This window comes from Lysobacter sp. OAE881, assembly GCF_040546665.1.
In the GTDB taxonomy this organism is placed as follows: Bacteria; Pseudomonadota; Gammaproteobacteria; order Xanthomonadales; family Xanthomonadaceae; genus Lysobacter_J; species Lysobacter_J soli.
The window spans coordinates 3,182,010-3,196,842 of sequence record NZ_JBEPOG010000001.1; the positions used below are offsets into that span (position 1 = coordinate 3,182,010).

At 67.9% G+C, this 14,833-nt stretch carries 10 protein-coding genes; 6 read left to right on the forward strand and 4 right to left on the reverse strand.

All coding sequences use genetic code 11. The annotated features are described in order from the left end of the window. Nucleotides 1–228 precede the first annotated feature (228 nt). Nucleotides 229–1,110, reverse strand: a complete 882-nt coding sequence (locus tag ABIE51_RS14660) for an alpha/beta hydrolase family protein (protein ID WP_192631265.1) — start codon at nt 1,108–1,110, stop codon at nt 229–231. A 198-nt stretch (nt 1,111–1,308) separates the two neighbouring features. On the opposite strand from ABIE51_RS14660, the gene ABIE51_RS14665 reads away from it, so the two are divergent. Together ABIE51_RS14665 and ABIE51_RS14670 are read left to right on the forward strand one after the other, a co-directional pair. Next, complete coding sequence (locus ABIE51_RS14665) at nt 1,309–2,367, forward strand: glycosyltransferase family 4 protein (RefSeq protein WP_192631266.1); 1,059 nt, start codon at nt 1,309–1,311, stop codon at nt 2,365–2,367. 80 nt (nt 2,368–2,447) lie between these two features. Beyond that, nucleotides 2,448–4,565, forward strand: coding sequence for an amylo-alpha-1,6-glucosidase (locus tag ABIE51_RS14670; RefSeq protein WP_192631267.1), 2,118 nt, complete (start codon nt 2,448–2,450; stop codon nt 4,563–4,565). A 1,139-nt stretch (nt 4,566–5,704) separates the two neighbouring features. On the opposite strand, the gene ABIE51_RS14675 is transcribed toward ABIE51_RS14670, so the two are convergent. From ABIE51_RS14675 to ABIE51_RS14685, 3 genes are read right to left on the reverse strand one after another with little or no spacing between them, the layout of a single operon-like run. Continuing rightward, nucleotides 5,705–7,237, reverse strand: coding sequence for a response regulator (locus ABIE51_RS14675; RefSeq protein WP_354504391.1), 1,533 nt, complete (start codon nt 7,235–7,237; stop codon nt 5,705–5,707). A 2-nt stretch (nt 7,238–7,239) separates the two neighbouring features. Next, on the reverse strand, nt 7,240–7,695 hold the full coding sequence (locus tag ABIE51_RS14680; RefSeq protein WP_157030767.1) for a response regulator: 456 nt from the start codon (nt 7,693–7,695) through the stop codon (nt 7,240–7,242). Then, nucleotides 7,692–9,503, reverse strand: a complete 1,812-nt coding sequence (locus ABIE51_RS14685) for a sensor histidine kinase (protein WP_192631268.1) — start codon at nt 9,501–9,503, stop codon at nt 7,692–7,694. Before ABIE51_RS14685 ends, ABIE51_RS14680 begins: the two co-directional genes overlap by 4 nt. A gap of 260 nt (nt 9,504–9,763) precedes the next feature. Here ABIE51_RS14685 and ABIE51_RS14690 point away from each other — a divergent pair, with 260 nt between their 5' ends. The 4 genes from ABIE51_RS14690 to ABIE51_RS14705 all read left to right on the forward strand — a co-directional run bounded on the left by ABIE51_RS14690 (nt 9,764) and on the right by ABIE51_RS14705 (nt 14,789). Then, a complete protein-coding gene (locus tag ABIE51_RS14690; protein ID WP_115844862.1) occupies nt 9,764–9,955 on the forward strand; it encodes a hypothetical protein in 192 nt (63 codons plus the stop codon). Between the two features lie 112 nt (nt 9,956–10,067). Continuing rightward, the gene (locus ABIE51_RS14695) at nt 10,068–11,255 is read left to right on the forward strand and encodes a two-component system sensor histidine kinase NtrB (RefSeq protein ID WP_253338060.1); all 1,188 of its coding nucleotides are present in this window, start codon (nt 10,068–10,070) and stop codon (nt 11,253–11,255) included. Next, nucleotides 11,248–11,628, forward strand: coding sequence for a response regulator (locus ABIE51_RS14700; protein WP_115844860.1), 381 nt, complete (start codon nt 11,248–11,250; stop codon nt 11,626–11,628). Before ABIE51_RS14695 ends, ABIE51_RS14700 begins: the two co-directional genes overlap by 8 nt. A gap of 155 nt (nt 11,629–11,783) precedes the next feature. Next, nucleotides 11,784–14,789 carry a bifunctional diguanylate cyclase/phosphodiesterase gene (locus tag ABIE51_RS14705; RefSeq protein WP_192631269.1) on the forward strand — a complete coding sequence of 1,002 codons (3,006 nt, stop codon included), beginning with the start codon at nt 11,784–11,786 and terminating at the stop codon, nt 14,787–14,789. Nucleotides 14,790–14,833 lie beyond the last annotated feature (44 nt).

Sequence of the window (14,833 nt, forward strand, 5' to 3'; positions counted from 1 at the left end):
ATTGTTCCTAGGGCCTTATTGCAGTGGTCGTCGTTGACTCACCCACAAAATCGCCTGAAGTGCGCCGACTTTCGGCACGTCGATGCAGGCGACCAGCCTCCGAGCCTCGCTTGCCAGGCTCTGGCACTGGCGCCATGCAGGAGGCGCTGCGTTGCAGGCCTTCGGCCTCACTCCACCCCGCTCCCGCGAGCGGGGCCATAGCCGCGCAACCATCGGCGGCGTACAACGTCACGCGAGTTCGTGCGGATCCCCTGCCCCGTCCACCGTCTCGTGACGTTCTTCCAGCGCGGCAACGACGGCCTGCCGCCTCGCGCCGCCGATCATCGCCGTGAGCCAGTCCTGCAGGAGGTCGGCCCATGCACGCTTCGCATCGGGATGCGACAACTCGTGATCCGCACCGGCGATCGTTCGCGTGGTGATCGAAGACGCACGCACCAGCGCGCCACGGAAACTTTCGGCGACCGGCTGCGGCAACACCTGGTCGTGCTGCGAGGACACCAGCAGCACGTCGCCGCGGAACTGCGTCAGCGCCGTCAACGCGCGGTTGCCGTCAGGCGGCTGTATCTGCCGGCGGTACTCGTCCAGCGCGACGCGTGCTTCCAGTTCGTGCTTGGGCACGTTCCAGCCCTCGTCGGGATACAGCGCGGGCGCGCGCAGCGCGAGCCATTGCACGTGGCGTTGCGCGGTCAGCAACGTCGCGAGATAAGCGCCGTAACTGAAACCGACGACCGCGATCGCGCGCTCATCGACATCGTCACGCGCAACAATGCAGTCGTAGGCGGCGAGCAGGTCACGCAGGTTGTCCTCGCGCGTCACGCGTTCGTTGCGCGGGTCGTCGCGATCGTGTCCGCGCAGGTCGACGGCCAGCACCACGCAACCGACCGCGACCGCGTCGCGCACGTGCCCCAGGTCGAACTCCTGCGTCCCGTTCCAGCCGTGTACGAAGATGACGGCCGGTAGCGCGGGTTGCGGCACCGCCAGCGTCGCGCAGAAGTGGTCGTCGTCGACGCGGATGCGCCGCGATTCCACGCGTACTTCCACCGGCGAAGCGGCCTGTGCCGAGATCGCTTCGGCGCACGTCCGCTCGCTGTCGATGTCTGCCTCATTCATGGCCGGATCGTCGCGCCGGGCTCGTGATCCCCTCGTCGGCGAGCCGCCGGCGCGCCTCCATGGCATCGCGACTTTGCATCACGCGGCCTTGAAGAACGGCGTCATAAGGTCGGTGCCTAGCCAGCACGAGCAGGCCGGGGACGCGCCCATTCATGCGCCTTCCCCGAGCGGCGACGGCGTCCCTCAGAAACCGAACCCATGAAGATCGCGCAGATTTCACCCTTGTACGAAGCGGTCCCGCCGAAGCTGTACGGGGGCACCGAACGGGTCGTGGCACACCTCTCCGACGCACTGGTCCAGGCCGGACATGACGTCACTTTGTTCGCCGCCGGTGACGCGAACACGCGGGCGACGCTCGCGCCGATGCGCGACCAGGCCATCCGGCTCGATCCCGCGCCACTGAAGAGCGACCTCGCCGCGCACCTGGCGATGCTCGACGAAGTGCGACAGCGCGCCGACGAGTTCGACATCCTGCACTTCCACATCGACCTGCTGCATTTCCCGTTCTTCCAGGACATGCCGTGGCGCACGCTGACCACGCTGCACGGTCGGCTGGACCTGAAGGATCTTCCGGAAGCGTATGCGTGCTGGCCGCAATTCCCGCTGGCGTCGATCTCCGACCACCAGCGCCGGCCGATCCCGTCGGCGAACTGGGCGGGCACGGTGTACCACGGCATGCCGCCGGAGCAGTACGAGTTCAGCCCGACGCCGCGCGGTGGATACCTGGCCTTCCTCGGCCGCATCTCGCCGGAAAAACGCGTCGATCGCGCCATCGAGATCGCACGCCGCGCCGGCCTGCCGCTGCGCATCGCGGCGAAGGTCGACACGGTCGATCGCGCCTATTTCCACGACGAGATCGAGCCGCTGCTGTCGACGCCGGGCGTGGAATACATCGGCGAGATCAACGACGAGCAGAAGAGCGATTTCCTCGGGGGCGCGGTCGCGCTGCTGTTCCCGATCGACTGGCCCGAACCGTTTGGCCTGGTGATGATCGAGGCGATGGCCTGCGGCACTCCGGTGATCGCGTGGAACTGCGGCTCGGTGCCGGAAGTGCTCGACCACGGCGTGACCGGCGTCATCGTCGACGACATGGACCACGCGGTGGACGCCGTGCAGGCCGTCGCACGCTACGATCGCGGCCGTATCCGCGCGCGATTCGAACAACGCTTCTCGTCCGCCGCGATGGCGCGCCGCTACGTCGAGCTGTACTGGCGCGTGCTCGAGCAGGGCGGCACGCGCATCCGCCTCACCGCATGATCGACGGCAGCCGCACGCCAGCGACGCCGCGCGCCACGGAGGGCGCACCGCTCCACCCCACTTCATCGACGGGCTGACCCATGGATCCCGCCGCTGCCGCGACCTTGTTCTCAAGTTACGTCCTGAAGGACGGCGACACGTTCCTCATCGCGAACGGTTCGGGCGACGTCGTCGGCGAAGGCGACGGCCAGTTCCACAACGACACGCGCGTGCTCTCGCGTTTCCGCCTCACGCTCGGCGACACGGCGCCGGCGCTACTGAGTTCGATGGTCTCGCGCGACAACGTGTTCTTCGTCGCGCACCTGACCAATCGGGCACTTCCGCCGCTCGGCGGCGACGCGACGCCGCACGGCCTGGTGCACATCAAGCGCACGCGATTCCTCTGCGCGGACCGGTTGTTCGAGCGCGTGGCGCTGACGAACTACGGCACCGACGCGGTGCGCCTGCACCTCGCCTTCGATTGCGATGCCGATTTCCGCGACATGTTCGAAGTGCGCGGCACGCATCGCGCGGCGCGCGGACAGCAGCTGCCGCCGCATCCGCGCGAGGACGGCCTGACCTTCGGCTACGTCGGACTCGACGGTGCGCCCTGCCGTGCGTCGATCGTGTTCTCGCGCGCGCCGCAACGCCTCGATGACGGGCGACTCGCGTTCGACATCACGTTGCCGCCGCGTGGGCGCGACGAGTTGTACCTGGAAGTCAGCGCCGACGACGACCCGCCGCCGGCCACGCGTTCGCGCTATCGCGCCGCGGCGAGCGTCGCGCGCACGCGCATGCGTCGCAGGCAGCGGCGGCTGTCGCGTGTTCGCAGCGAGGCGCCGCTGTTCAATTCATGGATGGAACGTTCGCGCGCCGACCTCGCGCTGCTGACAAGCGAACTCGACACCGGGCCGTATCCGTACGCGGGCATCCCGTGGTTCTCCACGCCCTTCGGTCGCGATGCGGTGATCACCGCGCTGCAGACGCTGTGGCTGGATCCGCAGCTCGCGCGCGGCGTGCTCGCCTTCCTCGCGAAGAACCAGGCGAAGGAAGAGTCGTCGTTCATGGATGCCTCGCCGGGCAAGATCATGCACGAGACGCGCAAGGGCGAGATGGCGCGTCTTCGCGAACTCCCGTTCGGCCTGTACTACGGCGGCGTGGATACGACGCCGCTGTTCCTCGTGCTCGCGTCGGAATACGCGCGCCGCACCGGCGACGTCATCTTCATCCGCAGCATCTGGAACGAACTGAAGGCCGCGGCGGCGTGGATCGAACGCGTGTGCGACGCGAATCCACTGGGCTTCCTCGATTACGCGCGCGGCGAAGCGACGGGGCTGGCGAACCAGGGGTGGAAGGACAGTTTTGATTCGGTGTTCCATGCCGATGGACGTTCGCCGCAAGGCCCCATCGCCCTGGTCGAAGTACAGGGTTACGTCTTCGCCGCGATGCGCGGCATGTCGCGACTGGCGCTGGCACTGGGCGAGGACGACTCGTCGAAGCAATGGCTGTGGCGATCGGAACGCATCGCCGAAGCGGTCGAGCAGCACTTCTGGATGGACTCGGGCTTCTACGGCATCGCGGTCGATGGCGAAAACGCGTTGTGCGCGGTGCGCGCGAGCAACCCGGGGCACCTGCTCTACATGGGGCTGCCAAAGCACGCGCGTGCGCAGGCGGTGTCGGCGCAGCTGATGTCGCAGGACTTCTTCAGCGGCTGGGGCATCCGCACGCTTGCCGTCGGCGAGGCGCGCTACAACCCGATGTCGTACCACAACGGTTCGGTGTGGCCACACGACAGCGCGCTGTGCGCGGCGGGCCTGGCGCGCTATGGCCAGCGCGAGGCGTCGGTGCGATTGCTGCGTGCCGCGTTCGAGGCGGCCGTCGGTTTCGACATGCGCCTGCCGGAACTGTTCTGCGGCTTCCCGCGCGTGCCCGGCGGCGCGCCGGTGGCGTATCCGGTCGCCTGCCTGCCGCAGGCGTGGGCGGCGGGATCGGCGTTCATGTCGCTGCAGGCGTGCCTGGGCATCGAGATCGACGGACCCTCGGCGGAGATCGTGCTCGATCATCCGCGCCTGCCTGCGGGTGTGGAGGAACTGTCGATCCGCAACCTGACGCTTGGCGAGCGACGCGCGCATCTGGTGCTCAAGCGCGTGGCGGATCGCGTGGCGGTGTTTGTGGAGGGGCCGGATGCGGCGGGGGTGGTGGCGAGGGTGCGGGGGTGAGTTAGGCCGCTTGCGCGGCCGTGCCGCGTGGCTCCTGCTGCGCAGGCCAGCAAGATGAAGAATCACGAGCAACAGCTTCCGCCCTGAAGGGCGGGTTACTTTTGTCTTGGCAAAAGTAACCAAAACCGTTCGCTCCTGACGCGAGCCGCCGCTGCGCGGCGGTGCCCTGCGCTCCTCACTGGAAAGGGAGCGCCGCGCGAACTCGCTCCGCTGCGCTGCGCTCAGACAGCGCGCGGCTCTTCGTCCCTTTCCAGCTCCGGTGCTCGGCTCGCTTTAAGTCGCTGGAAGATCAAGAGCACAAGCAACCGCAAAGGCAGCGGCAGCGGCAGCGGAAGGGCAACGGCCGGCCAAAAAAACATCGTCATCCCGGCGAAAGCCGGGATCCAGGCCAGGAATGCTTGGGCACTCCTTCAACGCTGACCCATTCCCACGTCATTCCAGCGAACGCTGGAATTCATCTGCGAGCGCCGACGTACTCGCTCGCCCCGGCCCTCACCCCAACCCCTCTCCCGGTGGGAGAGGGGCGCGCCGTCGTTCCAGCGAAAGCTGGAATCCATGGTGCTCTTGCTGTTGCTGTCGAACAGCCTAATTCGTTGCTAGCCCCGGAGGGCGTCGCACAGGATGTGCGGCGGTGAGCGCTGAGCCATGGATGGCGAATCGCGAACGCGCCTACTCGCTTTCCGGTCGTGGGATTGATTTGTCGGGGAACTGCCCTTTCTTTTGGTTACTTTTCTTTGGGCAAGCAAAGAAAAGTGACCCGAGCGCCACAGGCGATCGGAAGCTTGGATTGTGATTCTTCTTTGCTCTCACGGGCTTCGGGTAAAGCATGAAAAGTCCATGGATGGTGCCGCCATTTGGCGGCCCAGGAGCGGCCCGCCTTCGCGGGAATGACGAGCAAGGGCAAGAGCAAGAGCAAACCGCAAGATCGAGATGGGTCCCAGCTTTCGCTGGGATGACGATGGTGTGGTTCACCAGCGTCGGAATGCCCGCACGCTACGGGCCTGGGTCCCGGCTTTCGCCGGGATGACGCTGGTGTGATTCAACGTGGTTGGAGTGCCCGACCGTCTTTCGCGGCATGGACCTCGCGAATGTTCGGGCCGACGTCCCGACCTCCCGACCTCCTCCAGAACCACAGCAGCCTAAGCAGGCTCCCGCGCCCGCAGCGCGACTTCCACCGCCCGGAACACCGCACTCATCTGCAGCGGCTTCTGCAATACCGCGGCGACCGCATCGGACGGCAGCGCGTCGTGGCGCAGCGGATCGGCCGGGTCGCCCAGCGTGATCACCGGGCCATCGAAGCCCGCATCGCGCAGCGCCAGCAGCAGGCTGACGGCGGAGAGCATCAGGATGTCGCTGTCGATGATGGCCACCGCCGGCAGGCCTTCGCGAGCGAGCAGACGCAGTGCCGCGGCACCGTCGACGGCGATCTGCGGCTCGTAGCCCTGGCTGTCGAGCGCGTTCGCCAGCAGCGACAGGCGCGTGCCATCGCCATCGACCAGCAGGATGCGCTGGCCATTGCCCACGGCGAAACGCTCGCCGGCGGCATCGCCATCGGCACCGGGCCCGCGCAGCGGCAGGTGCAGTTCGAACGTCGTGCCCTGCCCGACTTCGCTTTCCACCACGATGCGGCCCTGCAGCGAATCGACGAAACGCTTGCACGACATCAGCCCGAGCCCCGTGCCGTCGGGCTTGGTGGTGAAGAACGGCGTGAACAGCCGCGCTCGTGTGCTCGCATCCATGCCGCAGCCGCGGTCGGAGATGCGGATGCTCAACTGATCGCCGCTCTCGTGCATGACGCGTCGCGCGGACAGCCGAAGTTCGCCGCCTCGTTCCCTCATCGCCTGCACGCCGTTGAGCGCGAGGTTCACCAGGCACTGCTGGAACTCGATGTAGTTGCAGCGAATGACGAGGTCTTCCTCCAGCGGCTCGCACACCAGCTGGATGTCGCGCGGCAGCGTGCCCTGAAGCAGCAGCTGCACTGCCTGGAAAAGCTGTGCGACGGCGACATCCTCGCTCGCGCGATGCGAACCACGAACGAAAGCGAGCATGGATTCGGCCATCTCGTGGCCGCGCCGCCCGCTTTCGGCGATCAGCGACGACAGCCGATGGATGTTCGGATCGTCGCTGTAGGAGTTCAGCAGATCCGGCACGATCAGCAGCGGTTGCAGCACGTTCCGCAAGTCATGGCTCAGGCCGGCGGCCAGCATCGCGAGGCAATCCAGGCGCTGCGAACGCATCAGCTCCTTTTCGGCAAGCTCGCGCTCGCGTGCGTTGCGCGCTTCGCGCACCGCGCGCGCCACCGCGTTGGGCAGGCGCGCGGGATTCTGCTTGAGCACGTAGTCGTTCGCGCCGCGATGCAGCGCGTCGACCGCCGTTTCCTCGCCGATGGTGCCCGAGACGAAGATGAAGGGCAGCTCGGCATCGCGCTCGCGCAGGATGCGCAGCGCTTCCATGCCGGAGAAGCCTGGCAGCGACAGGTCAGACAGCACCACGTCGAAGCGCTCGCGGGCGAGCGCCTCGCGCAGCGCGGGCTCGCTGTCGACGCGATGGAACCGCGCCTGCAGCCCGGACTCCAGCAACTGCTCGCTGAGCAGTTCGGCGTCCTCGCTGCAGTCCTCGACCATGAGGACGCTCAGCGGGCCCAGCGACGATGGCGTCCCGTTGGACTGCATGCTCAGACCGGCTGTTGTCCAGCGCGCTCGGGCGCCTGGTTGATGACGGCCCAGAACGTGCCGAGCGTCTTCACCGCCTGGAAGAACTGGTCGACATCTACGGGCTTGACCACGTAGGCGTTCACGCCCATGTCCCAGCTGCGCGCCAGGTCGCTTTCCTCGCGCGAGGACGACAGGATCACCACGGGCAGGCAACGCAGGTGATCGTGCTCGCGGATGGCCTGCAGGACTTCCAGGCCGTCCATGCGCGGCATCTTGATGTCGAGCAGCAGCACGGCCGGCATGCCTTCGGCCCGATCGGCGAATTTGCCGCGACGCAGGAGGTAATCCAGCGCTTCCACGCCGTCCTCCACATGCACGATGGGATTGATGAGGTTGGCCTCGCGCAGCGCGTCGATCGCCATTTCGGCGTCGGCCTGGCTGTCTTCGGCGAGGAGGATGGTGCGGTAGTCGGTCATGCGGCGGTTCGCTCGTAAGTGGGCGCGTCCAGCGCCGCGGGAAGGGTGAAATGGAAGGTGGTGCCGGCATCGGGCGCGGATTCGGCCCAGATGCGGCCGCCGTGGCGCGCCAGCACGCGGCGCACGCTGGCCAGTCCGATGCCGGTGCCGGGGAATTCGGTGGCCTTGTGCATGCGCTGGAACACGCCGAACAGCTTGCTCGCGTACGCCATGTCGAAACCGGCGCCGTTGTCGCGCACGCTGAATTCGTGCGAGCCGTCGTCGAGCATGCGATGGGCGACCTCGATCGTCGCGACGTCCCGGCGCGAGGAGTACTTCACCGCGTTGCCCAGCAGGTTGGTCCACAGCTGGCGCATCATGTTCTCGTCGGCGACCAGGATCGGCAGCGGCGCGATGCGCCATTCCACGCGCGGTGCCCGCGCTTCGGCGCCGGCATCGAGCATCGCGCGCGTTTCGGCCACGACAGACTGCATGTCCACCGCCTGCAGGCGCAGCGCGCTGCGACCCAGGCGCGAGTACACCAGCAGGTCGTCGATCAGCTGCGACATGCGTCGCGCCGAGCTGCCGATGACGTCGAGGTAGTGGTGCGTCTTCTCGTCGGCGCTTTCGGACAAATGGCGCGCGAGCTTGTCGGAGAAACCGGCGACGTGGCGCAGCGGCGCGCGCAGGTCGTGCGAGACCGAATAGCTGAAGGCCTCCAGCTCGCGGTTCACTTCCGACACCTGCTCGACCTTGCCTTCCAGCTGTCGGTTGAGTTCGGCGATCTTCTGGTTGGTGGCCTTCTGCGCGGAGACGTCGGAAATCGTCATCAGCACGACGTGGTCGTCGACATCGGGCAGCGGCATGCGGCGCGCGTTGAGCAGCACCGTGCGCGACGGACCGTCCGGCTGCTTCTGGTCCTGTTCGAAGTCCCACAGCTCGCGGCCGCGCTGGAGCACGTCGCGCAGGCGCTGGCGCAGGACGGGATCGTCCCATGCGCCGTGGCCGATGTCGGACAGCGACAGCGACACGCCATCGCCCTCGATGCCGTACATCTCGGCGAACGCGGCGTTGTGCATCACGATGCGCTGGTCGTCATCGAACAGCACGATCGGCTCGCGCACCGTCTGCAGCACCGCCATCGCGCGGGCGCTGGCCTGCGTGGAGCGTTTCTCGGCGTTGATTCGGCTGGAGATCTGCCGCCCCAGCAGGAGCATCACGATGCCCATCAGGACCAGCTGCGCGGTCATCGCGGCCCAGCCGAGCCAGGTGGCGTGGCGGCGCTGCTGATCGGCGTCGAAGTTCCGGCGCGCCAGCAGGTCGCGTTCGTTCTTCCGCATTTCCTCCAGCGCAGGACGGATCGCGAAACGATCGGCCAGCGGCGCGAGGATCTGCGCGCTGTGGACCGCACCGCCGCTCGCCGTATCGCGCAGGAGCTCGTCCATGACGTCCATGCGGTTCTCGACCAGCTCGCGCAGGCGGCCGATCAGCACCTGCTGCGCCGGGTTATCGGCGGTGAGCACGGTCAGCCTGTCGAGGTTCGGGCTGATGGCGGCCTTGCTTTCGGCATAGCGCTGGCGCGTCAGCGGCCGGTCGTGGCCCAGCGCGATCGACATGGCGGCCGATTCGGCGTCGCGCACGCTCAGCGCGAGCGAGGCCACGGATGCCTCCACCTCGTGCGTGTGCGACACCGCGTCCGCCGCCGCGAGGTTCTGCTCGGACAGGCGCTGCAGCAGCAGGAAGGGCGCGACCATGATCAGGACGATGCCGGCCGCCAGAAGCGGCAGCCTCCATCGTCCCCACGGGATGCGAGTCGTGACTGGTTCCATCTTTCCCCGGGTACCGGCGAATGGCCCGCCGGCAAACTGATTCGAGACGTGCAGCTCCACTGCATGCGCGCCTGAACACGCGCCGTGAAGCGCGCCGATGCTAGCCGATGGCGGCGCGTGCGTCAGGTGAAGGCCGCGTGCGGCGCTTTGCCGTATCGGGTCGGAGCGTCGCGGCGCGGCGGCGCAAGGGCCGGGCTTCACTTGCCGTCCTCGCCGGGTGTGGTCACCTTTGCACCCTGGAAACACCGTGGACCCACGCCATGAGCAAATTCCATCGCGACCACGAGGGACTGCCCGAGGCCGACACCCGCAAGGGCGAGCTGCGCAAACCCGACGACCGCGACGATCAGCCCGGACAGGGCGCGGACCTCACCCCACCGCTGCGCGACACGGCGCTGGACGCCGAGTACGACCTGCCCGACAACGGGACGCCCTCGCAGGCCGAGCGTTGATCGCAGGACGTGGCGTTTTGCACGGAAATTTAACGGCGGGCGCACTAGGCTCGTCGCCGCACAGGGGGAAGTGACATTGGTCGACGCGATTCCCACGCCGCGTGATACGGGCGTGGACTTTGGCGATGTATCCGTTCGCGGGCTCGACGACGAGTCCCGCCAGTTCGCGCTTCTCATCGGAAGCGTGACGGACTACGCCATCTACATGCTCGACCCCAACGGCGTCATCCGCAGCTGGAACCCCGGCGGCGAACGCATCAAGGGCTACACCGATCGGGAGATCGTCGGCCAGCATTTCTCCCGCTTCTACACGCCCGAGGACATCGTCCGCGGCGAACCGCAGCGCGGCCTGGAAGCGGCGCGCACCGAAGGCAAGTTCGAGGCCGAAGGCTGGCGCCTGCGCAAGGACGGCACGCGGTTCCGCGCCAGCGTGGTGATCGACCCGATCTGGCAGGACGGCGAACTGATCGGCTTCGCCAAGGTCACGCGCGATGTCACCGAGCGCTACGAGGCGATGCTGCGCCTGCAGGCCGCGCAGAAGGCGCTGGCCCAGTCGCAGAAGCTGGAGGCCATCGGCAAGCTCACCCTGGGCCTGGCGCACGACTTCAACAACCTGCTGACGGTCATCGTCAACAGCCTGGACCTGATCGGCCTGAAGAACACGCAGGATGCGCGCACGCTGGAGTGGATCGAAGCAGCGCAGCGCGCCGCCGATCGCGGCACCCTGCTCACCCGGCAGCTGCTCGCGTTCGCACGCGGCCAGAACCTGGCGCCCGAACCCCACGACATCAACGACCTGCTGTCGCGTTCGTCCGAGCTCTACCGCCGCGCGTGCGGTGCGTCGATCCGGTTCGAGTTCGACCTGGCCGACGACGCGCCGCCGCTGGAAGTGGATGCCGCGCAGTTCGAGGCCGCCGTGCTCAACCTGGTCGCCAACAGCCGCGACGCGATGATGCCCGGTGGCGGCACGATCACCGTGCGCACGCGCCGCACGAAATGCACGCGACCCGAAGCGCCCGACGAGGGCGATCGCGAGTACGTCGTGGTCGAAGTGATCGACGACGGTTCCGGCATGAGCAGCGAGGTCGCAGAACGCGCTGCCGAGCCGTTCTTCACGACGAAGGAAATCGGCAAGGGCAGCGGGCTGGGCCTGAGCCAGGTGTTCGGTTTCGCCGCGCAGTCCGGCGGTTTCGTGCTGCTGCAGAGCGAGCCCGGCCAGGGCACGCAGGTGCGCATCCACCTTCCCGCACAACTGGCGCCCGGGGGCGACGCCGCGAACGGAGAACGAACCGATGTCTGAGGTACGCGTCCTGCTGGTCGAGGACGAGGACGATCTGCGCCTGCTGATCGGCGAAGCGCTGCGCATGACCGGCTACCGCGTCAGCACCGCCGCCGACGGCCCGCAGGCGGTGACCGCGATGGAGCGCGAGGCGTTCGACGTCGTGGTCAGCGACGTGAGCATGCCGAACGGGATGTCGGGAATCGAGCTGTCCGATCACGTCGCGCGACTGCAGCCGCATGCGCGCGTGATCCTGGCGTCGGGCTTCGCGCGCGCGCAACTGCCGGCGCTGCCGGGGAACGTGATCTTCCTGCCCAAGCCCTACCGCATCCCGCAACTGCTGGCGCTGCTTCCCGAGCGCGCCGAGCCGGGCGATGCGCCGTTACCCGCGTGAAGACTGAAGTTGTGCCCGCTTCGGCCGATATCGAAAGGTGATGCCGATGTAACCGTGTCCGCGCGGCGATGCGCTCACAACGTTGTCACCGTCGGACGCACTGAATAGAACGCACCGAAAGGTCCCGGACCGCTGCCGGAAGAACACGCGACGCGATGCCTCCCGACGAACGCTCCCGTCCCGCCAGTCGCCGCACGCAATCGGCCGCCGCCGTGCTCGGCTTCGGACTGGCGCTGGCGGTGGTGCTCGCCGCGACGCTGTTCGCCGGCGCGGCGGCCGACCGGGCCAACCGCCTGGAAGCGGCCGAGCGACAGAATCTCGCGCTGGCCGCCGGCGCCGAGCGCCTGGTCTGGCTGCAGCTGCGCAACCTCGAACGCGCGATGCGCGGTATCTCCAACGATGTGCAGGGTGTCGCCGTTGCCGCACCTGAACACCTGCCGCAGCTGATCACCGAGTTCTTCGCCGGCGTCTCCCAGCGCCAGCAGGAACTGGAAAGCCTCGAGCTCACCGATGCGCAGGGCCGCCCCATCAGCAGCGGCCGCGGCGAGCCCGACCTGCCGAACTGGCCGGATCTCCGCACGCCGCAGCCGCATCCGCAGTCGATGTTCGTCGGCCCGCTCGCACAGCATCGCGGCCAATGGCTGCTGCCGCTCGCCCTGCCGATGGACGACGGACGATGGATCGTCGCGCGCCTGCGTACGACCGAACTGCAGAAACTGGTCATGCACCTGGATGCCGACCGCATCCACCTGATCCAGCTCGCCGGCGCCGATGGCCGGCTGGTCGCCGACACGCGTGGCGAGCAGTACGTCGGCCAGCCCGACGACGCCGTCGTGCCGACCCGTATCGAACCCACGCTGATGGAGGAGGACGACGACGACCAACGCGACGGCGTGTCGCGCATGACCGTCAGCGGCCTGGTGCCCGACTACCCGCTGCATGTCGACGTCGCCATTGCGCGCGGGTACATCCTCGCGCCGTGGTGGCGCCTGGTCGCGGCGGGCATCGCGCTCTACCTCCTCTATCTGTGCGGCCTGGTGTACGTGGTGCGCGTGGTCCGTCGCAACGCGCGAGCAAACGCGCAGATGGTCGAACGCCTGACCGAAGCGGCCGACAACCTGCGCCGCGCGCAGCAGCTCGGCCGTACCGGCACGTGGATCGCCGACCGCAACGGCACGATCTGCTGGTCCGAACCGGTCAGCGACCTGCTCGGCCTGCCGGAAGGACAATCGGCCGCGACCATCGGCGAGTTCTACGCGATCGTGCACCCGGACGACCGCGAACGGTTGTCCCAGCACTTCAACGAGGCATGGCGGACCGGCGCGCCCTACTCGCTGGACTATCGCATCATCCGTGGCGATGACTCCCGCGTGCGCTGGATCTCCGCGCGCGGCGCCGCCACGCGCGACGACGACGGCACGGTCGAGATGGCCGGCACCGTGGTGGACGTCACCGATCGCATCGAGGCGCAGCTGGCGCTGGAGGAAGCCGAACGCCAGTTCCGCCTGCTGTTCGAGCGCAACCCGCTGCCGTTCTGGGTCTTCGACGTGCGCACGCTGCGCTTCCTCGAAGTGAACCAGGCGGCGATCGACCAGTACGGCTACTCGCGCGAGGAATTCCTCGCGATGACCATCTACGACATCCGCCCGGAAGAGCATCGCGAAGAGGTCGCCAACGACCTGGCGAACCATCGTCCCGGCGATCGCGACGAGATCCGCCTGTGGGTGCATCGCCGCAAGAACGGTCGCCTGCTGGAAGTGCGCATCCACGCGACCGACATCGATTTCCGCGGCAATCCCGCGCGGCTGGTGCTCGCCGAGGACGTCACCGATCGCATGGCGCAGCAGCGCGAGCTGGCCTATCGCGCGAGCCACGACATGACCAGCGGCCTGCTCAACGCCGACGCGCTGGCGCAACGCGTGGATGCGTTGCCGCCTGGCCCGTGCCGCATCGCGTGCGTGCAGTTGCGCGGGCTGGAACTGATCGAGGATAGCCTCGGCCGCGAAGCCGGACACGACACGCTGCGCGTCATCGCCACGCGCATCGCGCGCCTGGGCGAGCGCTTCGGCGTGGCCGGGCACGTGCGCGGCGAGGAGTTCGCGCTCGCGGTGCATCCGGTGGAGGCTTGGGGTGAAGCGCTCGAATGCCTTCAGCAGGAACTCGCGCGACCGATTCCCGGCGAGGACACGCTGCACCGGCTGGAATCGTGGATCGGCGTGTCCGACATGCGCACCGGCGACGACGAGGCGGTGCAGGCGATCAGCAACGCGGGGCTGGCGGCGCACGTCGCACGCACCGAGCATCGGCCGATCGTCGTGTTCGAGCCGGGCATGGCGCGCCACGCGAGCGATCGCCTGCGACTGGCCGGCCGCATCCACCGCGCGATCGACGCAGGCGAATTCGAACTGCATTTCCAGATCCTGTGGGACGTGGCGTATTCGCGCCCGGCGGGCCTGGAAACGCTGATCCGCTGGCCGCAACGCGGTGGTGGCTACCTGCCGCCGTCGGAATTCATCGGCCTGTGCGAGGACACCGGCCTGATCGTCCCGCTCGGCCGCTGGGCCCTGCGCGAGGCGGCCGCCGCGCACCGCCTGCTCGAACGCGCCGGCTTCCCCGGACTGCCGGTGGCGGTGAACGTGTCGCTGATGCAGTTCCTCGATGGCGACATCGCGCACGACATCGAAAGCGTGCTGCGCGAATACGAACTTCCGCGCGGCGCGCTGCACATCGAACTGACCGAAAGCGTGCTGATGACGCGTCCGGAACAGGCGCTGGAAACATTGCGGCGATTGCAGTCGGCCGGCGTCTGCCTGTCGCTGGACGATTTCGGCACGGGCTTTTCGAGCATGTCGTACCTCAAGCAGTTGCCGCTGGATGCGATCAAGATCGACCAGTCCTTCGTGCGCGACGTGCATCGGGACGAGCGCAGTGCGTCGATCTGCCAGGCACTGCTCGCACTCGGCCATGGCCTCGGACTGGCGGTCGTCGGCGAAGGCGTGGAAACGCGCGCTCAGTACGAATGGCTCGCCATGCACGGCTGCAACCAGGTCCAGGGCTTCGGCATCCATCGTCCGGCCCCGCTGGCGCAGGCGATCGAAACATTGCGCGAAATGCGCGAGTGGGTGGACGGGCCGTGGCAGGCGTTTGCGACGGAGGGGTGAGCCTTCCGTTCGGCAGCCTAAGCAACGAGCTATCGCAAGCGCCA